Source organism: Paenibacillus sp. FSL R7-0333, assembly GCF_038000365.1.
Taxonomy (GTDB): domain Bacteria; phylum Bacillota; class Bacilli; order Paenibacillales; family Paenibacillaceae; genus Paenibacillus_AQ; species Paenibacillus_AQ silagei.
In genome coordinates, this window is record NZ_JBBOBZ010000001.1 from 3,798,868 (window position 1) to 3,819,773 (window position 20,906).

Below are 20,906 nucleotides of genomic sequence, written 5' to 3' on the forward strand. Positions count from 1 at the left end.
TTATTTAGGTGTTACAGTACCTGCAACATCACGCGATACCTGCATTTTGGAAGCCGGGATGTAGCCAAGCTCGACCACATCGCCAGTCTGTACTTCATCCGTCAGAAAGTAATCCAGGAAGGCTTTTACAGTCTCATTAGGTTCACCGTTAGTGTACATGTGCTCGTAAGCCCACACCGGATATTTACCAGCCACTACGTTGTCAACAGAAGGCTCAACGCCGTCATAGCTTAGAGTTTTTACGGAATCATCGAGGTAGGACAGCGCCAGATAACCGATAGCCCCCGGTGTTTCGCCGATCATTTTCTTAACCGTACCGGAGGAATCCTCCTGGATCGAGCCCTTCAGATCCTCGGTCTTGGTGCCAAGAGCGAAGCTCTCGAAGGTAGCACGGGTACCTGAGCTTGCCGGACGGTTGATGATCTGGATGGCCTGGTCTGCACCGCCGACCTCTTTCCAGTTCGTGATTTTACCTGTGAAAATATCTACCAGCTGCTGCTTGGTCAAGCTGTCTACGCCTGCTGCCGGGTTGCTTACTGCCGCAATCGCTACAACCGCCACCTGATGATCCACCAGCTCAGCCGCCTTCGCTGCATCCTTCAGCTTCTCTTCAGCGAATACGTCCGAGTTCCCGATATCGACTTGCTTCTCAGAGACCTGAGTCAAGCCCGTTCCGCTGCCGCCGCCTTGAACCTGAATGTCCACGCCTGCATTCGCATCCATGAATTTCTCAGCGACCTGCTCTACGAGCGGCTGAAGTGCTGTGGAGCCTGATGCCAGGACCGAACCGCTCAGCTTCGCACCGCTGCTGGATTCTGTGTTTGTAGCAGCCGGTGTATTCCCTCCGTTATTGGTTGTTGCCTTATTTCCCCCGTTGTTTCCGTTGCCGCATGCTGAAAGTGCCAGTACGCTGGTAAGAGTCAAAGCCATGATCCACGATTTTTTGAATTGCATTGTTTTTTTTCCTCCTAAAGGTTTTGTGAGTGTCTGCTGCGTTCCATCTGCTTCGTACAAAACTCACTTGGGAAGCATTATTGTGTGTCTATCAGCGTCTCTTCTGACTCTTCTTATTCTAGGGCCCGTTCGTTAGATAAAAGTACTGAGTTTGTAAACCGGAGGATAAAAGTTATAATATTAATTGAGTAGTTGAATAGATAAAATCTATACCGAAACAACAATAGGGGTCTTTCTGCCCCATCCCCGGAGGAATCTTCATGAACCTTGTAAAGCTGCAAATCCTAGTTCTCATCGAAAAATATAAAAAAGTAACGGATGTCGCCGCCGAGATGAACCTTAAGCAGCCTACCGTCTCCTTCCATATGAAAAGTCTGGAGAGTGAGCTGGGTGCTTCCCTGTTCCAGTACCGGAGCGGCCGGGTCCTGCTGACGGATGCCGGACGCGCCTTGTATCAGTATGCGGTCCGTATTGTCTCGCTGAGCGCCGAGGCCGAGCGGACGGTCAAACAGTTCACCTCGCTTGCCTCGGGGAATCTGGAGCTTACCGCAAGCGATATCCCTGCCAGTTATCTTGTGCCCAAACTGCTGTCCCAATTCACACAGCAATATGACGGGATCGATGTCTACTTATCCGTACTGCCGGATGACGCCATCCGGGAACGTCTGCGCAGCCGGGAGATCCAGCTCGCCGTGCTGCATAGTGCAGAGGGCCAGGATGATACCTTCCATACGCAGGTGATTGCTGAAGAGGAGACCGTGCTGGTCTTTGCGCCGGAGCATCCCTTTGCCAGGGAGCAGGAGCTGACCGCCCAAGCCGTAGCCCGCGAGCCTTGGGTGCAGCATGAAGCCGCCTCCTTCCTGCGCGGAATCTCCGACCAGTGGGCACAGCTTAATAATGTAAGAGTCTGGAACCATGCGGTGCTGGGCTCGCCGGAGGCCGTCAAGGGGATGCTGTACACAGGCAGAATGGTGGGCGTGTTCTCCCGCTCCGGGATTGAGGGTGAAGTAGCGGCGGGCCGTCTGGCCTACGCCAAGCTGCCCGGAATTCTTCCGGCTGACGGATCCTTTGTGCTGGCCTGGCGCAAGGACTATACGCTTTCCCCGCTCCAGCAGGCTTTTGCTGGGATGGCAGCGAGTTCTGCACAAATAAACGGTATCCCCGGAGCGCCTGTGTAACTGCGCTAACGGGGATACCGTGTGATGGTGAACCTTATTATCTTTTGACAGCTACCAGGGTGAAGGTCTTGGGAATTCCCTTATCGTACACATCCGACGACAGATTGGGCTCCTCCACCAGCTCTCTTATCACCAGTCCGCTGGCAGCGGCAGCGGTAACCAGCTCGCCCAGCGTCCAGCGCCGCCAGTAGACGACATTCGGCTTGTCCGCCTCCGGTGCTCCTCCTGGAGAAGGCATGTATTTGGAATAGGACACCTGCTTCTCTTCAAGCGCCGTATCGAAATAATCCCCGCTCACCTTATGCTTACGCACCTTGGCCGTCGACCCCTTGGAGGAGATCAGCTTGGTCGTTACCGGATGGAAATCCCGCAGTACGAACGTTCCGCCCGGTGCCAGCAAGCGGTAGGCCGTAGCCATGAACGGAGTCAAATCCGTAAAATAGTGAACAATCCCCATTTCGGCAAAAACCGTATCATAAGAGCCGTTAAGTTGCGCTTCCGGCAGCTCCAGGACATCCGACACGATATAGTCAAGCTGCACTCCGGCCGCCTGCGCGAGTTCACCAGCATAACGGGCATTGGCCTCCGAGAAATCCGCGACAGTCACCTCAGCCCCTAGCAGCCCCAGCGCTACCGCCTTCATGCCGTTAGAGCCCATCAGATTCATGATCCTCCGGCCCTTCACTTCACCGAGATAGGTATTCAGCGGATACAGCTTCCCCGCAGGGTCCTTCGACAGCTTCTCCGCAGCCTCCGCAGGGGTTCCAAACCGGCTGGTCCAGGCCGCATAGGTATCCTCATTCCACAGCTCCTCGCTTGTAGGTGCCGCCTCCTTATTGAGGCCATCCGGTTCATTCTGATTAGGTTCATTCATTGCTTTCGTTACCCCTTTATCTATGTTCTATAAAATGTAATCAAGTTTGCCTCACGGGTCTGTCCGCATATAGCTAGGAAGCGTTCGGCAGAGACTGCCGGAGCTTCAGCGCTTTCCTTCGCCCGGCATACAGATAGACGCCCAGCCCGGCCATGACCAGCATGCCGCCCGCCCACTGCAGGCCGCTAAGCTGCTCATCCAGCAGCAGGAATGCGAGAATACTCGCGCCAACAGGTTCTCCCAGGATATTCATGGAGACGGTAGTCGCCGACGTATATTGCAGCAGCCAGTTGAACAGGATATGGCCGAAGACGGTGGGCACCACCGCCAGCAGGACGAAGATGCCCCATTCCCGGGCCGGATAATCGAAGAACGGTGTGGCGGTCACGAGATTGTAGACGGCAAATACGGCGGCCGCAGCGATAAATACAATCAGGCTGTACAGATAGGACGGCATACGCGCCACCAGCTTTTGTCCAAGCAGCATATGTGCGGCTACCGCTACGGTTCCTCCAACCGACAGCATGTCGCCCTTCAGATTCTCAGCAGACAAGCCAATGTCTCCCCAGCCGATAAAAGTAACGCCGAAGATGGCAATCGCCATCCCCAGGATAGCAAAGACCGAATTACGCTCTTTATACAGTATGTACGCACCGAGCATAATGAATAACGGCTCCAGCGCCATAATCATCGTCGAGCTGGCTACCGAGGTATAATTCAGCGAACCCATCCACAGCAGAAAATGCAGGGCAAGCATGACACCGGACACTCCCAGCAGCAGCCAGTCCTTCCGCCGCAGCTGAAAGAGTGCGCCGCTATAGGGACGGGCGAACGGCAGCATCAGCAGCGAGGTGAACAGCAGGCGGTACATCCCTTGGACCGATACGGGCGCGGAGGACCATTTAATGAAGATGGAAGAAAACGAAATGGCCACAATTCCGATTACCATCAGGAAAGGTACGGGAACGGACGGTTTATTGGTACGCATGACAGAACGCCCCTTCATAGGATGTAAGACTCATTATGTTAATTTAACGTAAATCGGCGAAAAAAGCAGCATTTTTTCAAAATATAGAATCTATATGTTGCTATTCAGCACAAACAAAGGCACAGAATCCGCCTCCGACGGGTTCCATGCCTTATACTTGTCTCCTTACACTATGGTATAACCCCAAATCCTGCGGATTTATCCGTGCAGCAGCGGAGAATACATCATCAGCGCGTGGTTCTCGGCCACCGCTTCGTCTCCGGCAAGCTCTCCGCTATGCGTCAGCACTCTGCGCCGGATCGCGTTGCGCCGGATATACCCGCCCCACGGCTCCAGGCTGATGCGGTGCCCATCTTCATACACTTCGTAATGGTAGAGCTGCTGCCCGTTACAGCGCCATTCCCCGTGCAGATGGGTCTCATCCAGATGCAGCTTAAGCTGATAAGCGTGCTGTGTATCATTGCGCAGCTGGAGATCCAGATAATTATAGGCACAGGTAGCCCCGCTCCCAAAGGGCTGGGTCCGCTGCTCATCCGGAAAGACATCATAGCTGTGCCGGTGCCGTTCGGTAACGGTCAGCGGCGTATGCAGCGTCATCCAGTAGATCAGATTGGACAATTGACAGAGCCCGCCGCCTGTGCCGGAACGGAACCCGCCATAATGGAGCACCATCCCGTCGAGGTAGCCTTTTCTCCGCGTGGGTTTGCCGATCCTGCGCCAATAAGAGAAGCTCTCGCCCGGTTGAATGACAAGCCCGTCCAGCTTCGCCACCGCGAGCCTCAAGTTCACGATTTTGTTGTGCTGAAGCTGCATATCCACATTGCGCAATTTGCGCAGCAGCGGGGTAGCATGACTGGCCGCTTCGTACGGCAGAGCTTCACTGCGCTGTTCTGTAGCCAGACGTCCGCTGGCTGTGATCCATTTCCAGTATCTTTTCCAGGTGAAATACCGCTTGCCTGCAAATAATCGCAGCTTGGACCGCCGGATGGGCTTCATGTTGCTGATTACCGAATTCATGGAATGATTTCCTCCCTCTCCCACATCATTGTTCAATTATAGTACAACTGAACCAGCCGGAGGCTACAATTCTGTCCCATTTCTATTACAGCAAAAGACCGGAACTCCCCTGTAACGGAAGCCCGGCCATCAGTAACTCTATTCGGTTTCATCCCGGCAGCAGGCGCGCTATTTCCCCCGCTTATTATGCCAGATCAGGGCATGCAGCTGCGGCAGCACCCGTGCACGGTTCATTTGCGGATCGGCAATGACCTGCCCGAACAGCCATTCCAGCCGCCCCAGCAGACGGCCAGAGATGTCGCCTTCCTCGGTGACGTTATCGTTACCCGGCTGCAGGAACAGCGGGACCTCAGGGTACCTGAAACGGACCTTGCGGGCATACTCATAATCCTCCTGGTTAAAAACAACCACCTTCAGGCTATGCGCAGCCTTGCCGTTATCAGCGACTCTATGCATAATCTCATCCAGCTTATCCCAGTCCGTCTGCATCCCGGAGCTGGGCGGCTTGGGGCTGATCGTCAGCACATCCACCTCATGGAACCAGTCCTGCCAACGGCTGCCCTGCGTCTCAATCGCCGCCTGGATGCCCCGCTCGTGGAGGAGGGAGATGAATTCTCCCATCGCCTCCCCGATCAGCGCCGGGTTCCCCCCGGAGATGGTGACACAATTGAAATTCTCCCCGGCCAGCTCCAGCAGCCCGGCGAGAATCTCCTGCGGCGTAAGCATCGTTACTTTATCCTTGGCCGAGCCGTCCCAGGTGAAGGCGGAATCGCACCAGCCGCAGCGGTAGTCACAGCCGTAGGTGCGGACGAACATCGTTTTGACACCAATCACCGCACCTTCCCCCTGAATTGTCGGGCCGAACATTTCAATAACCGGGATTCTACTCATCATCGCAGCCACCATACAGCCGGTACGCCGGTCCCTCCTCGGGGATATCTGCTGCCAGCACCTCAGCCCAGGAGGTCGGAGTCTCCCATAGCTTGACCGAATACACCGGCAACGCCGCTTGTTTCAGCTCATAGGCAATGTAGGTAGACAGATTCTCCGCTGTGGTGCGGAAGGAGAGCAGCGCTACCTTAGAGCCGGTCGCCTTCAGCGTCTCCAGCACAGGCTCATTGCCCATCGCCAGAAAAGCATGATCCAGCCGCCCAACCACCGCCTCCTGCACAGCCGCCTTAATATCGCTGAAATCGATGACGAACCCTTCATCCGACTGCCCTTCCAGTGCGGATGGCACACCCTTCAGCACTACCTCAAGCTTGTAGGTATGCCCATGCAGATTACTGCATTTCCCCTTGTGTCCGATGAGCTGATGGGCAGCGTCGAAGGTGAAAATTTTGCAGACGGCTACTTCGCCCCGCATTATAGTCCCGCCTCCTGACGCTCTGCCTCATATTGCTCCAGACCGCGTTGACGCAGGAGACAAGCCGGACAGGTGCCGCAGCCACTGCCAATGATTCCGTTATAACAGGTCAGAGTCTGCTCCCGGACATAATCGAACTGGCCCAGCTCGTCTGCCAGCTTCCAGGTTTGCTTTTTGTCCAGCCACATCAGCGGGGTATGAATGACGAACTCCACATCCATCGACAGATTAAGCGTGACATTCAGCGACTTCACGAACACATCGCGGCAGTCCGGGTACCCGCTGAAGTCCGTCTGGCAGACCCCGGTGATGATATTGGAGTATCCGAGCTGCTTGGCCAGAATGGCCGCGAAGGACAGGAACAGCAGATTACGTCCATCCACGAACGTGCTGGGCAGCTCTTCACCCTCGCCTGCGGTAATGTCAATATCCTCCCGCGTCAAGGCGTTCGGAGCAAGCTGGTTTAGCAGCCCCAGGTCCAGAATATGCTGCTTCACGCCGAACCTTGCGGCTATCGCCTTGGCTACTTCAATCTCAGCCGCATGGCGCTGATTATAATTGAACGTGACCACCTGAACCTCCTGGAATTCCTGCAATGCCCACGCCAGGCAGGTTGTGCTGTCTTGGCCGCCGCTGAAGACGACTAATGCTTTTCTATTTACCATAATGATCTCTCCTCCTTATTGCTCTGTGAAGCTGGCTTCTGCGGATTAACGGTTGTCCACTTTCTCGGGATACAGATCATGATTCATCAGCCGGTGCTCGGCCATCGCCTCATATTTGGTTCCCGGACGCCCCCAGTTGCAGTAAGGATCGATGGAAATGCCGCCGCGCGGCGTGAATTTGCCCCACACTTCGATATAACGCGGCTCCATCAGCGAGATCAGATCATTCATAATAATGTTGACACAGTCCTCATGGAAATCCCCATGATTGCGGAAGCTGAACAGATAGAGCTTCAGTGACTTCGATTCCACCATTCGGATATCAGGAATGTACGAGATATACATCACCCCGAAATCCGGCTGACCGGTCACGGGACACAGGCTGGTGAACTCGGGACAGTTGAATTTGACGAAATAATCGCGGCCGGGATGCTTGTTATCGAACGCCTCCAGAATCCCCGGATCATAGCCGAACTTGTACTGCGTGCCTTGGTTGCCCAGCAGGGTAACCTCCTGCATTTCCTCTTGCATTCTGCCTTCTGACATGACAAAAAACCCCTCTCTTTTCCCTAGGCCCCTGGCCTGAACTGGAAAGAAGAACGAGATTTCGAAAACCTTGCTCTACTAAGATAGCTTAGTTTTTTATAGAGGGAGTTCGCGAACCTCTCCTGCGCGCGGCGCAGATTCCTTCTTTATCTTGGTGCGTCTTGAACTATACCATGATTACAGCGGGCTTGACAACCCTCACAGCTGATCCAGAATCAGCGAGCACAGCAGTCCCATCGCAGCGATGAACCCCGTGAGCGGCCCCCCTTCTTCGTAGGCTTCGGGCATCATGCTGGAGGACACCATAGCAATAATCCCTCCTCCGGCAAAAGAGGCAATCAGCGCTTCCGTATACCCACTTGCGTGATCCATGAACTCATATCCCGCCCCTGAGGCCAGTGTGGAGATAGCGAGTACGCCGAGCCACAGCAGCATAATCTTGCCTTTGCCATAGCCGTCCTGCTTCAGTCCAGCCGTGCTGGACAAGCCTTCGGGAATATTGCTGATGAAGATGGCAATGACCAGCAGTACGCTAACGCCTTGACCGGCAATGAGGCTTGCGCCGATCATGATTGATTCAGGAATCGCATCCAGTACCGTTCCGGCAAAAATAGCCAGCCCTCCGCCCTTGGCATCACTCTTCCCTGAAGACGCTCTGGCTGAGCGCTTACGTCCGGCTCCGCCCTTGCGCGAGATCAGCCAGTCGAACACCGTGAACACCAGCGCTCCAGCGGTGAACCCGATAATCGTCGGGGCCAGTCCGCCGTCACTGGCCGAATCCTCTAGCAATTCATACGCCGCCGCGCCGATCAGGACACCGGTCCCGAACGCCATAATGAAGCCGATCAGCTTATTCGGAATCCGCAGGAATAAGGCCAAGAGTGCGCCAATCAAGACCGCCGAGCCGGAGACTGCGCCCCATAACAATGCGTTTCCCATCCGCTTCACCTTCTTATAAGATATTGGCATTATTACAATGCATAAGAATAGTTTACACACGAATGAAGAACGGCAAACACCTTGCATAGTTCAACTAATTTGCACGGATTCATTTGCATGGAAAGGGGTAACTTAGAATTAACAATCTCTATTAACCGAAGGATGGGATCATACTATGGAAGCAAACGTACAGAAGCTTATAGATTGGCTGGAAGCCCGGAAAGATACAACGCTGGTCATCGAAAAGCAGGAGCTGGATGACCTGGACACCGTCCACTTCAAGCTGGAGACCGTTGACTACCGGAACGCTGACGATGTCATGGATGATTACCTGGACAGTGCAGTCATACTGCGCGGTACAGGCAGTACCTTGAATGCGGATGGTGAGCTTGTGCCTCTGCCGCAGCCGGGATATGAGCTGGCAGTGAGCGGACTAGAGCTTCATGAGGTATCCGAGGCCAAGGTGGATCTGCAAACGAGCCGGGCGAAATATTCACTGGCTGTAAGCTGATTATCCGGCGGCTCCGGCCGTAAGAATCTAAAGAGGGTGCAGTCCTAAACCAACATTCCGGCTTAGGACTGCACCCTCTTTTTCCACAACTATCGTCTATAGTTCTTCCCCTATAATCTCTACTTCCGTCTCCAGCTCCACATCGAACTTGTGCTTCACCGCTGAGCGTACATGCTGGATCAATCCGATATAATCGCTGGCCGTTGCATTGTCGGCGTTGATAATGAAGCCCGCATGCTTGCGTGAGACCTCTGCACCTCCGATGCGCGTCCCCTGGAGTCCGCTCTCCTGAATCAGCTGCCCCGCGAACCGGCCCGGCGGCCGCTTGAATACACTGCCGCAGGACGGATACTCCAGCGGCTGCTTCGATTCCCGGAGATAGGTTAACTCATCCATGGACGCCTTAATCGCGGCAGGATCGCCTGGAAGAAGCGCAAATCTGGCCTCCAGCACGATATACTTTCCGCTGGAGAAGATACTTTTGCGGTAGCCCCATTGAAGCTGGTCGCTGTGCAGGGTCACAAGCTGGCCGTCCGGGTCAACGACAAGCGCACTGTGCAGCACATCCTTCACTTCCCCGCCGTAGGCTCCAGCATTCATATATAGCGCCCCGCCTACCGTGCCGGGGATGCCACAGGCGAATTCCAGACCGGTCAGCGCCTGCTCCAGCGCATAGCCCGAGACATCGATAATCTTCGCCCCGCACTGCGCATAGAGTAGCCCGTCGCGAATGCCCATCTCAGACAGATCGGAGGTCTGGAGCACGATGCCGCGGATGCCTCCGTCCCGGATAATGACATTGGAGCCGTTGCCGAGAATTGTAAGCGGGATCTGATGATCCTGGGCATAAGCATAGATACTCTGGATCTCTTCATATGTAACAGGAGCAGCCAAAATATCTGCTTCGCCGCCCATGCGGGTATAGACCAGATTCTTAAGGCTCTCCCGGCGTTTCAGTGAGCCTGCTGTAACAAGCGGCTGCAAATCCTCATATATGTTGTCAATATTCATTCTTCATGCTCCTAACTCTATGAACAAGATAATGGTGGGGCTCATCGCCGGCCAATCACGCCTCAGCAACCACAACTTTAACAACGAACAGGCTCCCTTGTCAATGACAGGAGCCTGTTACGAAGCTGCATACAGCATTATTATGTTTCGAAATTCCCAATTATACCCTATTCTCCAGCCGCTGCGCGCTCGGCACGGAATTCCTCCCGCCGTGCGGACCGCTCCTCCTCCTTCATCCGGGGGCAGGTATAACACAGCCGTCCGCCCTCAGTCCTGTAATACATACAGCAGCGGTTACGCAACTGAACCGTCTGCTGCGGGTCCGTGAGCGATTCAATTCTCCGTACCTTCACCTGGAACGGATTCCGCGGCATCCCGAATACGGCAGCGGGCAGCTCATCCTTCAGATACGCGTAATCCTCCTCCAGCCGGCGAAGCAGGAGCGGATCTGTCAGTTCAGCGGCAAAGGCTTCCGCATAATAGTTGAATTTGGTCGGCAGCTGCCCCCAGATCTCCCCGGGCGAAAGTCCGCTCACCTGTGAAGCCATCCGGATCAGCGGCCCGGCCGTGCTCTGGTAGAAGCTGGTGAGCGCCTCATTACGCCAAGCCTTCCGGCCCGACTCATCTGCCGGAGCTTGTACCATCCCCCATTCACGAAGCGAGAAGGCAATTCTGCAGTAGCCATCTGCCGGAACAAGATGCAGTTGAAGGTTCCGTAAGCTGAAGTCCGGTACGCACAAGAAGCCGGTCACGGAATACTGGACCGCGAGTGCAATAATGCTCAGATAACCGCCGAAGTACGCACCGGCCGCTTTATCGTCGAGCGCCTTCATCAGCGGCCGGTAAGCCTCCATGAAGGTCCTCATCCCCGCCTCTTCTGCCAGCTCAGCAGCAGCGAAGGAATACACGGCTCCCTCCGGCACCTCAAGATGGAGGTCAAATTTAGACTTATATTCTTGCCTCAGGAATTCATTCATGTTCCTCTCCTACAGCCCGGCAACTTTGTACGCAGCCAGCTCGTAAGGCAGACAGAGCGGCACACCTGTACGCGGATCAGGTACAATATCCGCCTCAATGCCGAATACCTCACGCAGCACAGCCGGTGTCATTACCTCATTCGGAGCGCCTTCGCTGATCACATTACCGGATTTGATCGCTACCATATGCTGCGCGTAACGGGAGGCATGGTTCAAATCATGGACAACCATAATAATTGTCCGGCCTTCCTGCTCATTGAGCTTCTGCAGCAGCTGAAGCACCTCCAGCTGATGGGCCATATCCAGGAAGGTCGTCGGCTCGTCAAGGAACAGAATATCCGTCTGCTGGGCCAGCGCCATGGCGATCCAGGCCCGCTGCCGCTGTCCGCCGGAGAGACGGTCAATCGGCCGGTCACGGAATTCATTCATGCCGGTCAATTCAATCGCCTCGGCAATAATGCTGCGGTCTTCAGGCGTCAGGCTGCCGAAGCCCTTCTGATGCGGATACCGTCCATACCCTACCAGCTCAGATACCGTTAAGCCGTCCGGGGCAGTAGGATTCTGCGGCAGAATCGCCAGCTGGCGGGCCACCTCTTTGGTGGAGAGATTGTGAATGGACTTCCCGTCAAGCATTACATTGCCGCTTTTCGGCTTCATGATCCGGGCCATTGTCTTCAGAATCGTGGACTTCCCGGAGCCGTTCGCCCCGACAAGCGCTGTAATCTTCCCTGTCGGAAGCGATAGATTCAGCCCCTTTACAATCATAGTCTCCGCATATCCGATGCTCAGCTGCTCTGTATTTAAACGTTCCGACATGATAAACACTCCTTAGATTTTTTAATATATACATCCCTGTATTACGCTTTCGATGTGGCCAAAAGATATAAAAAGTACGGTGCTCCAATAATCGCCACTACGATACCAGTAGGTACCTCCGCAGGCTGCAGGATCCAGCGACCGATCGTATCTGCCGTAAGCAGCAGCAGGGCTCCGATCAGGGCAGCCGCAGGCAGCAGGATCTGATGGCGCGGGCCGACCAGCCTGCGGGCCAGGTGCGGCGCAATTAGCCCGACAAAACCAATGCTGCCGCTTACCGATACACAGGCTCCTGCCAGCGCAACAGCCGCAGCCAGCAGCCACCGCCGTTCCCGTTCGAGCGGCAGGCCCAGTCCCTTGGAGAGCTCATCGCCCAGATTCAGTACGTTGAGCACCCGGGCTTTGTAAAATGCGAACGGCAGCAGGATCAATATCCAGGGTAGCAGGGCCAGCACAAACCGCCAGTCTCCGCCCCAGATTTTGCCGGCCAGCCAGATAGCTACGAACTGATAATTCTGCGGGTCGAGTCTTAATGACAAAATAAGCTGAAAAGCGTATATCCCGGCACCCACAGCAATCCCGATCAGGATCAGCCGTGTCGGCGAGAGCCCATCCTCCCTCCTGTAAGACAGGAAGTAGATCAGTGTTGCAGTAAGCGAGGCCCCTGCAAGCGCCAGTAGCGGAAGCACGAGGATCGGAGCTGCTGTAGTAGCCGGTACAAAGGAGATAAAGATCAGAACGGCGAATCCGGCTCCGGCATTGATCCCCAGGGTGGAAGGCTCAGCCAGAGCATTACGCGACAAGCCTTGCAGAATTGCACCGGCTACCGCGAAGCCTGCACCAATCAGCAAGGAGATCACGATGCGCGGCAGCCGGAAATCAAACAAAATCAGCTGCTGCTGCTTGGTGCCGTTGCCGGATAGGGTATGTAGAACTTCGAGCGGTGACAGACGCATTAAGCCGGTATTCATACTGACCAGAAACAGAATGACGATAAGCACAGCAAGCAGTGTCAGAATACCAGCCTCTCTGGAATGGCGTGGTTTGGCCGGGGGGAATGAGGTGGAACGGTTCATTTCAGCTCCCCCTTGCGTTTGCTGGCCAGATAGATGAAGAACGGTACGCCGAATACTGCAATTAAGGCACCTATTGGTGTTTCGTATGGCGCATTAATCATCCTGGCCGCAATATCGGCCACCAGGACCAGAATGCTTCCAAGGACTGCTGAGCAGGGAATAATCCAGCGGTAGTCAACCCCGACGAGGTAACGCGTAATATGCGGAATCATTAATCCGACAAAAGCGATCGGCCCCACCGTGGAGACTGCCGCTCCGGCGAGGATGACGACAATAATCATCCCTGCAGTCTGTACCAGACCGGTGCGCTGTCCGAGACCTGCTGCAACATCCCTGCCCAGGCTCAGTAGCGTAATCGAACGCGACAACATCAGCGCACCGATCAGGGCCGCCGCGACCCAAGGAGATATTACCTGCAGCTGCTTCCAGCTCGCTCCGCCAATCCCCCCGGCCATCCAAAAGGCGATATCTTGGGAGAGGCTGAACAGGATAGCAATGCCCTGGCTGACCGCCAGCAGCATGGCGCTTACTGCCGCACCGGCGAGGGTCAGCCGAAGCGGGGTCAATCCGCTATGGGAGAGCGAACCGATCCCGAATACCAGCAGTGAGGCCACAGCCGCTCCAAGGAAGCAGTACAGCATGATGTACGCGAAGGATAATGTTGGCGCGAAGGCAAAAGCCAGGGCCAGTCCAACGCCCGCACCTGCATTAAGACCAAGCAGTCCGGAATCCGCCAGCGGGTTGCGGGTCATCCCCTGCATAATCGCACCGGCAACGGCAAAACATGCGCCGACCAGCGCTCCTGCGGCAGCCCGGGGAATCCGCAGCTCCCGGATGACCTGATGCTGGGGCAGCTCCGGATTAAACCGGAACACCGCCTCCCATACGGTAACCAGCCGGATATCCGCCGCACCGACCGATACGGATACCATCAGGCCGAAGACAATCGCTGCTATTCCCAGCACCAGAATAACAGCAGCGGCAAGCGGCCGCGACCGGACAGATGTGTTCCCTTCAACAGAAGGAGCTTGTAGAGCAGAATCTGTGGATGAAGCCATATGCCGTCTCCTTATCAGGATTATTAGGGAAATATAGATGATTATGATTCTCATTATCGCAAAGATATGAATATTGTTCAACTTAAAAAAGAGGCAGGCTTCTATATCCTGAGGATATAAAAGCCTGCACTATTCTCCGGCCGGTAAAGAACCTATTTTACAAAACTGCTCAGAATATCATCGATGGTCTTGGAATTGGCTATAGGGCCGCTGTACAGCCAACTGGTATCTTTGCCGAATTCATGAACATTCCCTGCCTTAACGGCCGGAATTCCCTTCCAGACTGCACCTTCTGTAATCTCAGCTCCGCTTGCCTTGTCACTATTCACCAGAATGATATGCTCTGCAGTCAGCTCAGATAATTTCTCCAGTGAAATCGGGTTCCACGGTGCTCTGGATTCTGCAGGAATGTCGGTCACGAGATTTGGGAGCTTCACTCCAAGATCGCCATACAATACCGCACCGCTGCTGCGGGTCTCGTCCACGATGAAGAAATTCTTAGACACCAGCCACAGGACCGCTACTGAATCATCACCAATCGCCTCAGATACAGCCGCTTTGGCCGAAGCCGCTTTCTGGTCATAGTCTGCAATAGCCTTCTCCGCTTCCGGTGTCTTATTGAGCAGCTCACCGATCTTGAGCAAGGCCGCACGCCAGTCACTGCTGACCTCATCGCCGAGTACATAGGTTGGTGCAATCTTATTCAGCTGGTCATAAAGACCGTTCTGAACCGAGCCCTCCGACTGGACGATGTGAAAATCCGGCGTGAAGCTGGTAACCGCTTCAAGCGGCAGGTCATAGCTGATCGGCGGAACATCCTTAAGCTCAGCAGCGAGGTAAGCCTGAGTACCATTCTTCGTAGACCACTGGGCAACCGGAGTCACGCCGAGTGCTACCAGATAATCCTCCAGATAAGAAGCAATTACACGCTGCGGATTAGCGGGAACGGTCACCTTATGTCCCATTGCATCCGTTACGGTCTTCTCCACAGCGGGTGCTGCAGTTGCTGCAGGTACCGCTGTGGCCTCCGCAGTCGCTTCTGCGGTTGCCGCAGGTGCGGTGCCTGATCCACCGTTACTGCCTGCGTTGCTATTATTATTTCCGCAAGCGGACAGCAGCAGTGTTGTAGTCATAAGTCCGGCCACCGCCAGCTTCCCGCTTCTTGATCCTTGCAGGTTGAACGAAAACATTGAATACCCCTCCAGTATGTTACCCTCATGATTGGCAAAAGCCCTGTTACCTTCATCTTGTCTATACTGATGATATTGATTCTCATTCTCTATGTCAACCAATAACTTATAATAACGACCAAACGGCCGTCTCCGCATCAAGCAGAAACAGCCGTCTTCCTATAATCTTCTATATTATTTATGCAGATGGAAAGGAACCGTGGCGATGACAATGTCCTTCTGATTCATGAGATAAGAGCGGATGAACAGGCTGGTCTGATTATGCAGCACCGCCTGCCACCAGTGCTTGGTCACGAATTGCGGAATCAGGACGGTAATATGATCGGTTGAAGAGGTCTTCCACTCTACTGTATCGATGAACTTCACCAGCGGGCGGATAATGCTGCGGTAGCGGGAGCGCAGGACGATTAGGCGTACGCCGGGGTTCCACTCCTCCCACTTCTGCTCCATCTTGTGAATCTCTTCTTCATCGAAGCCCACATATACAGCGACCACATTATCGGTCAATGACTTCGCATAGCTGATCGAATGCAGTACAGCGCGAGTCACACCGGCGACCGGAACGACTACGGTGCTTCCTTTGATACAAGGCTTATCGGTAGCCGGACAGATCCGCAGCTGATCGGCAATATTCATATAATGGCGGTGAATCCGGTGGAACACGATGATAACAGCCGGCAGGAAGATAAAGGCCATCCACACGCTGGAGAATTTAGTGATTATGAAAATCAGGGTGATCGTTAATGTAGTGAGCATCCCCACCGTATTGACGGCGAACTTGCTCTGCCAGCCTTTCGGCTTCGTTCTGTACCATTGGACCATCATGCCCAGCTGCGACAGCGTGAACGGAATGAATACCCCTACTGCATATAATGGAATGAGTCCTTCCGTATTCCCGTGAAACGCCGCCACCAGCACAGCCGACATGACACCGAGGAAAATAATACCGTTGGAGAAGCCCAGCCGGTCGCCGCGCACCATGAAGGCATGGGGCAGATATTTGTCTTTGGCGAACATGAACGCCAGCAGCGGGAAGGCTGAGTACGCCGTATTGGCTGCCAGGAACAGGATAACCGCCGTAATCCCCTGAATGAAGAAGTACAGTCCGCCGCGGCCGAAGGTAGATTCGGTAATCTGTGAGACCACCGTGGCCTTCTCATCAGGCATGATACCGTACCAGTAAGCGAGCAGCGTAATACCTGTGAACATTACCCCGAGAATGAGGCCCATGAGCATCAGCGTTTTGGCTGCATTTTTCTCCGCGGGCGCTTTGAAGTTAGGAATAGCATTGGAGACCGCTTCTACCCCGGTCAGAGCCGAACAGCCGGAGCTGAAGGCCTTCAGCAGCAGGAACATACTCACGTTCGATACCGCCGAGCCAATCTCAGGAACATGGGCATGGGCGCCGCCGGTCATATATTTGAAGACCCCCGAGATGATGAGCACGAAGATGGAAACAACGAACAGATAGACCGGGATAGCGATGAAGGAGGCCGATTCGGTCACTCCCCGCAGGTTAACAATTGTTAAGAGCACGATAACAGATACCGCTATGAGGACAGTATGATTATGCAGACTTGGAAAAGCTGAAGTGATTGCATCCGTCCCCGCCGAGGCACTTACCGCCACCGTCAGAATGTAATCCACCAGCAGAGAGCCGCCGGCCAGTAAGCCGGTATGAACCCCTAGATTGCTTTTGGCGACAATATACGCGCCCCCGCCTTGGGGATAAGCGAAGATCGTCTGCCGGTAGGACAGAATCAGAATAGCCAGCAGGCCCAATACGGCTAATGCAATTGGCAAGGAGTACCAGATAGCGGTGAACCCGGCGGCCACCAGTACAATCAGAATTTGTTCTGTTCCGTAGGCTACAGACGAGAGCGCATCAGAAGACAGGACAGCCAGTGCTTTCACCTTGGATAACTTTTCATGATCGAGTTCGTTCGACTTCATCGGACGCCCGATCAATAGTCGTTTTACCTTGCTTACCATTGTAGTAACAGTTCCTCTCTTGGTTAAGTTGAAATGGGCTTTCCCTGCGCTGTTTTCATAAGTGGATTTCATAAATGCAGGCACCAAAATAAGCATACGGAAATGATCCGCATGCCTTAGTGTGCATGGTCATTATCCCACTAGTGGCTTACGAGGTTAGCTGGCGGATTCGGACTGTGGTAGCCCTACGGTTACAGGTCAGGTAGCCTGCTCCGATTCACCCCTTTTGGCCTTGGCCAAAGTGTGGTTCCCCCGTTTTTCCTTCCGGAAAATTCAGCGCATATTCAACTTCTCACAAGGACTAATATTAAGCTACAACACGTCTTCCGTAAAGCGTGGAAACAAATGAAAAAAGAATGAAAAGCACTCAAAACAACCAAATCCATCATCCGGTATGTCTTGATCTTTCATTCTCTTTCATTATCCCTTTACCACGTGATTTTACAGGGTTTTTGCCTATTATTTTTTGCTAAAATTAAGGGTATTCTCTTCTCTTCCTTCTGCCCGTCAGCTTCTTACTCTGCCGGCTCCTCTTTGCGTCCTGTCCAGAGCAGAATGGAGATTAAGGCAAAGGCTATAAGTGCAAGCAGAGGGATCGTTATAAATCCGAACCAGTTCAGATAATCCTTGTTGCACGGTACGCCGATGGTGCAGGGAAGCACCTTGCTGAGCGCCGGAATTTTCTGCTCCGCATAATGATAAATAGAGATGCTCCCGCCGATCAGACTAAGGGGAAGCACGTAAGGAATGATCCGCTTGTCCGCCCGGTAGGTGGCGATCCCCAGCAGGAACAGCTGCGGGTACATGAAGATCCGCTGGAACCAGCACAGCTTGCAGGGCTCGTAATGCAGGACCTCACTGAGATACAGGCTTCCCGCTACAGCAACCACACAGACGAACCAGGCCAAGTAGAGACAGTTACGCCGGCAGAAGGCAGAGAAGGCGGTCATTGGGCGGCCCCTGCTCCCGCTGCTGCTGCCTGAATCTGGGCGTCAATCGCCTCCAAATTGAAAGGCTCCTTCACCTTGATGCCGTTCACGTACAAGGATGGCGTATTCGTTACGCCCGTATCGGAGCCAAGCTGAATATCCCGGTCCAGCTCCTTCTCATAGGTGCGGTCATCAATATCCTTGCGCAGCAGATCATAATCCACCGGCAGTTCCAGCTGCTTGGCGAGACTCACCATGAAGTCAGGCGTAGCCCATTCCTCCTCTTCATTCCCCTGATTGGCATAGATCGCATCGAAGTACTTCCAGAACGCTTCCTGGTTCTGATGATACACCGATAGGGCTGCCAGGGAGGCCGTTCTCGAATCCTTACCGATGAAGGCCAGATTCACGAAATAGAAGGCTGCTTTATTCTGATCTACATAGCCCTGAACGATCTGCGGCTTGATGACACCGGTGAACTGGGCGCAAGCCGGACATTTGAAGTCGCCGAATTCCACTATTTTGACCGGAGCATCCTCCTTGCCAAGCCGCATCATTTCACTGTAATTGAAGGCAACCGGCGTGCTGTCTGTGCCGGCAGGCGAAGAGTCCTTGGAAGCAAGCATGAATAAGCCTACAAAAATAATAATAACGATGGCCACCGTACTCACGATCAGAATTCTCGTTTTCTGCTTCTGCTGCTCCTGCTCTGCCCTGCGCTTCTCCTGCTTGCTCATTTGGGGAGCCATGACACGGTTCTTTTTCGTTTTGCTCAAAGAGAGTTCCTTTCCGTCCTCTGGACTGTCGTGATAAAAGAATAGTTACTTTCAAATTATATAATGTTAACTCTCTTGTTGGCAATCGCTGTCTTATACGGCTTCATTCTCCTCTGCTGACTCCCCCTCCCCTGTATCCTTGCCGAAAAATACTTCCGGGGAATCCTCTTGCGACTGCAGCTTAATTCTGAAGAAGAATTGTGTGCCGCCCCCTTCTGCCGGCTCTGCCCAGATCTCTCCTTGCATCAGGTCCACCAGCTTCTTGCAGATCGCAAGCCCCAGACCCGTACCCGGGTACTTGCGGGTATGCGACCCGTCCACTTGTGAGAAGGACTGGAAGAGCAGCTGCAGCTTATCCGGTGAGATGCCAATGCCGGTGTCGCGCACCATGAATTGCAGCGCCTGAGCGGTCTCCCTGACGCCATAGGACTCCACTTTAACTGTTACCGTGCCGGATGGCGTGAATTTCACCGCATTGCCGATCAGGTTGATCAGAATCTGGCGGATACGCGCAGGGTCCCCGGTGAACTTGTCCGGAAGCCCTTCTTCGATCTCCAGCTCCAGAGATAACGGCTTGTCTTGTGTGCTCACCTTGAACAAGTCCATACAGCCCTGGAGCAGCGCCTTTAGCCCGAAAGAATCCTTGTTCAGCGAGAGGGCATCCGCCTCCAGCCGGGAGATATCGAGAATATCGCTCATCACATGCAGCAGAGCATGGCTGCTTGTACTCTGAAGCCGTAGGAGCTCCAGATGCTCAGGATTGCTGATCTCCTCGGCCAGCAGCTGGTTGACGCCGATAATGCCGTTCAGAGGCGTGCGGATCTCATGGCTCATGGTGGCGAGGAACTCGCTTTTCATCGTCACCGCACTCTCCGCGGCATCCCTGGCCTCCAGCAGCTCATACTGATACTTCATCAGGGCAGTCACATCCTCGGCCACAATATAGACCCACTGCTCCGTATGATGCAGCAAAGGAAAGACGGTGACACTACAGATCAGCTGCTCCCCGCCTTTGCTCCGTACCTTCAGCTCCAGCTTGGAGGACTGCCCCCGTGAAGCGCGCGTTATGGCTTCCCGTACGGCAGCTTCATCCCGTTCGCTGTATAGTATCGCCTTATAATTCCCCAGTTCTTCGCTGCTATATCCGGTAATGTCCCGCAGAGCAGGATTAGCACTGATTATCTTCTTACGGGCAGGATCAATGCAGATTACCATATCAGGGTTATGCTCGAACAGCGCTGTATACCGCTGCTCATTGAAGGCGGCTGACTGGAGTACCCGCTGCCGGTCCCTGTACAACAGAGCAAGGACGATCGACACAATGAACAGGAAGGAGCCGCAGAGGATCATTCCCAGTATCGAATCCTGCAAATAGAGCATGTGCGCGGCTGCACTGGACGGTTCTCCTAGAGGGAATGAAGCGCCCGCCATGGCAGCGTAATGGATGCCTGTGAACGCGCCGGTCAGGGTCAGGACAAGCAGCAGCTTTTTGAAGCTGAACATATTGTAGGCCTGCTCCAGCCACTTCGGATCGTAGGAAGCGGTGACCACCGGAACGATCAGGGCGAACAATACCGCCAGAATAATAGAAAAGGCGCCTTGCTCATACGTTGCCGTAAGTCTCATGGACAGAATGCCGCTGAAATGCATAATCAGGATGCCGCTGCTGAACAACAGGCCGCCCAGAGCCAGATAGACCCTGCTGCGGGTGTGCGGGTTATTCAGCATAGCTAACAGCATATAAGAAGCTGCCACGGGAATCACTAGCGAGAACGCCAGTAGTGGCAGATTATATGATACCGGAACGGCCATATCCATTGCACGCATCCCGATGAAGTGCATGCTCCACAGGCCTGTGCCAAGCACCAGGGAGATGAGCAGGATGAACCGGGAGCTCCGCTGGCCGCGAAGCAGACGTTCCGTCAGATCGAGCGCCGTGAAGCAGGAGAGAAAGGCTATCGCAACCGACAAGAGGACAAGCAGATCATTGTAATTGTTGTGAGGATGTTCCAACGCTCCCGCCCCTTTCTTGAATCGGATAGA

Annotated in this window: 21 protein-coding genes and 2 riboswitches; of the genes, 2 read left to right on the plus strand and 19 right to left on the minus strand. The window is 54.1% G+C overall.

The features are described from left to right. Positions 1 to 954 (minus strand): phosphate ABC transporter substrate-binding protein PstS family protein, encoded by a 954-nt coding sequence (locus MKY86_RS15805; protein WP_076079260.1) that lies wholly within the window; start codon positions 952 to 954, stop codon positions 1 to 3. A 260-nt stretch (positions 955 to 1,214) separates the two neighbouring features. Between MKY86_RS15805 and MKY86_RS15810 the strand changes: the two genes are divergently transcribed. Next, complete coding sequence (locus tag MKY86_RS15810; protein WP_076079261.1) at positions 1,215 to 2,132, plus strand: LysR family transcriptional regulator; 918 nt, start codon at positions 1,215 to 1,217, stop codon at positions 2,130 to 2,132. Positions 2,133 to 2,169: 37 nt separating this feature from the next. On the opposite strand, the gene MKY86_RS15815 is transcribed toward MKY86_RS15810, so the two are convergent. From MKY86_RS15815 to MKY86_RS15850, 8 genes are all read right to left on the minus strand, one after another. Further along, positions 2,170 to 3,006, minus strand: coding sequence for a class I SAM-dependent methyltransferase (locus tag MKY86_RS15815; protein WP_076079262.1), 837 nt, complete (start codon positions 3,004 to 3,006; stop codon positions 2,170 to 2,172). A gap of 73 nt (positions 3,007 to 3,079) precedes the next feature. Next, the gene (locus tag MKY86_RS15820; protein ID WP_076079263.1) at positions 3,080 to 3,994 is read right to left on the minus strand and encodes a DMT family transporter; all 915 of its coding nucleotides are present in this window, start codon (positions 3,992 to 3,994) and stop codon (positions 3,080 to 3,082) included. A gap of 198 nt (positions 3,995 to 4,192) precedes the next feature. Then, complete coding sequence (locus tag MKY86_RS15825; RefSeq protein ID WP_076079264.1) at positions 4,193 to 5,011, minus strand: VanW family protein; 819 nt, start codon at positions 5,009 to 5,011, stop codon at positions 4,193 to 4,195. Positions 5,012 to 5,179: 168 nt separating this feature from the next. Beyond that, positions 5,180 to 5,902 (minus strand): 7-carboxy-7-deazaguanine synthase QueE, encoded by a 723-nt coding sequence (queE, locus tag MKY86_RS15830; RefSeq protein ID WP_076079265.1) that lies wholly within the window; start codon positions 5,900 to 5,902, stop codon positions 5,180 to 5,182. Then, positions 5,895 to 6,377: a 6-pyruvoyl trahydropterin synthase family protein gene (locus MKY86_RS15835; protein WP_076079266.1), complete on the minus strand. Its 483-nt coding sequence runs from the start codon at positions 6,375 to 6,377 to the stop codon at positions 5,895 to 5,897. Before MKY86_RS15835 ends, queE begins: the two co-directional genes overlap by 8 nt. Then, positions 6,377 to 7,042, minus strand: a complete 666-nt coding sequence (gene queC, locus MKY86_RS15840) for a 7-cyano-7-deazaguanine synthase QueC (protein ID WP_076079267.1) — start codon at positions 7,040 to 7,042, stop codon at positions 6,377 to 6,379. The genes MKY86_RS15835 and queC overlap by 1 nt, the downstream gene beginning before the upstream one ends. A gap of 45 nt (positions 7,043 to 7,087) precedes the next feature. Next, entirely contained in the window at positions 7,088 to 7,588 is a 501-nt protein-coding gene (gene queF, locus MKY86_RS15845) for a preQ(1) synthase (protein ID WP_036726570.1), read from the minus strand. Positions 7,589 to 7,670: 82 nt separating this feature from the next. Continuing rightward, positions 7,671 to 7,714, minus strand: a riboswitch (PreQ1 riboswitch). Positions 7,715 to 7,786: 72 nt separating this feature from the next. Further along, positions 7,787 to 8,527 (minus strand): ZIP family metal transporter, encoded by a 741-nt coding sequence (locus tag MKY86_RS15850; RefSeq protein ID WP_076079268.1) that lies wholly within the window; start codon positions 8,525 to 8,527, stop codon positions 7,787 to 7,789. A 175-nt stretch (positions 8,528 to 8,702) separates the two neighbouring features. Between MKY86_RS15850 and MKY86_RS15855 the strand changes: the two genes are divergently transcribed. After that, entirely contained in the window at positions 8,703 to 9,038 is a 336-nt protein-coding gene (locus tag MKY86_RS15855; protein ID WP_076079269.1) for a hypothetical protein, read from the plus strand. A gap of 96 nt (positions 9,039 to 9,134) precedes the next feature. On the opposite strand, the gene murB is transcribed toward MKY86_RS15855, so the two are convergent. The 10 genes from murB to MKY86_RS15905 form a co-directional block, all read right to left on the minus strand. Continuing rightward, complete coding sequence (gene murB, locus MKY86_RS15860; protein ID WP_076079270.1) at positions 9,135 to 10,049, minus strand: UDP-N-acetylmuramate dehydrogenase; 915 nt, start codon at positions 10,047 to 10,049, stop codon at positions 9,135 to 9,137. A 167-nt stretch (positions 10,050 to 10,216) separates the two neighbouring features. Continuing rightward, the gene (locus tag MKY86_RS15865; protein WP_076079271.1) at positions 10,217 to 11,026 is read right to left on the minus strand and encodes a (2Fe-2S)-binding protein; all 810 of its coding nucleotides are present in this window, start codon (positions 11,024 to 11,026) and stop codon (positions 10,217 to 10,219) included. A 9-nt stretch (positions 11,027 to 11,035) separates the two neighbouring features. After that, positions 11,036 to 11,842: an ABC transporter ATP-binding protein gene (locus MKY86_RS15870; protein ID WP_036726562.1), complete on the minus strand. Its 807-nt coding sequence runs from the start codon at positions 11,840 to 11,842 to the stop codon at positions 11,036 to 11,038. Positions 11,843 to 11,883: 41 nt separating this feature from the next. Then, positions 11,884 to 12,918: a FecCD family ABC transporter permease gene (locus MKY86_RS15875; RefSeq protein ID WP_076079272.1), complete on the minus strand. Its 1,035-nt coding sequence runs from the start codon at positions 12,916 to 12,918 to the stop codon at positions 11,884 to 11,886. Further along, positions 12,915 to 13,976: a FecCD family ABC transporter permease gene (locus MKY86_RS15880; RefSeq protein ID WP_076079273.1), complete on the minus strand. Its 1,062-nt coding sequence runs from the start codon at positions 13,974 to 13,976 to the stop codon at positions 12,915 to 12,917. Before MKY86_RS15880 ends, MKY86_RS15875 begins: the two co-directional genes overlap by 4 nt. Before the next feature lie 152 nt (positions 13,977 to 14,128). Next, on the minus strand, positions 14,129 to 15,166 hold the full coding sequence (locus MKY86_RS15885; protein ID WP_076079274.1) for an ABC transporter substrate-binding protein: 1,038 nt from the start codon (positions 15,164 to 15,166) through the stop codon (positions 14,129 to 14,131). A 174-nt stretch (positions 15,167 to 15,340) separates the two neighbouring features. Beyond that, the gene (locus MKY86_RS15890) at positions 15,341 to 17,158 is read right to left on the minus strand and encodes an APC family permease (protein ID WP_076079275.1); all 1,818 of its coding nucleotides are present in this window, start codon (positions 17,156 to 17,158) and stop codon (positions 15,341 to 15,343) included. A gap of 129 nt (positions 17,159 to 17,287) precedes the next feature. After that, positions 17,288 to 17,447, minus strand: a riboswitch (cyclic di-AMP (ydaO/yuaA leader). Positions 17,448 to 17,673: 226 nt separating this feature from the next. Continuing rightward, on the minus strand, positions 17,674 to 18,108 hold the full coding sequence (locus MKY86_RS15895; RefSeq protein WP_076079276.1) for a disulfide oxidoreductase: 435 nt from the start codon (positions 18,106 to 18,108) through the stop codon (positions 17,674 to 17,676). Then, entirely contained in the window at positions 18,105 to 18,863 is a 759-nt protein-coding gene (locus tag MKY86_RS15900) for a thioredoxin domain-containing protein (protein WP_083685062.1), read from the minus strand. Before MKY86_RS15900 ends, MKY86_RS15895 begins: the two co-directional genes overlap by 4 nt. A 93-nt stretch (positions 18,864 to 18,956) precedes the next feature. After that, positions 18,957 to 20,876: a sensor histidine kinase gene (locus tag MKY86_RS15905; protein WP_076079277.1), complete on the minus strand. Its 1,920-nt coding sequence runs from the start codon at positions 20,874 to 20,876 to the stop codon at positions 18,957 to 18,959. Positions 20,877 to 20,906 lie beyond the last annotated feature (30 nt).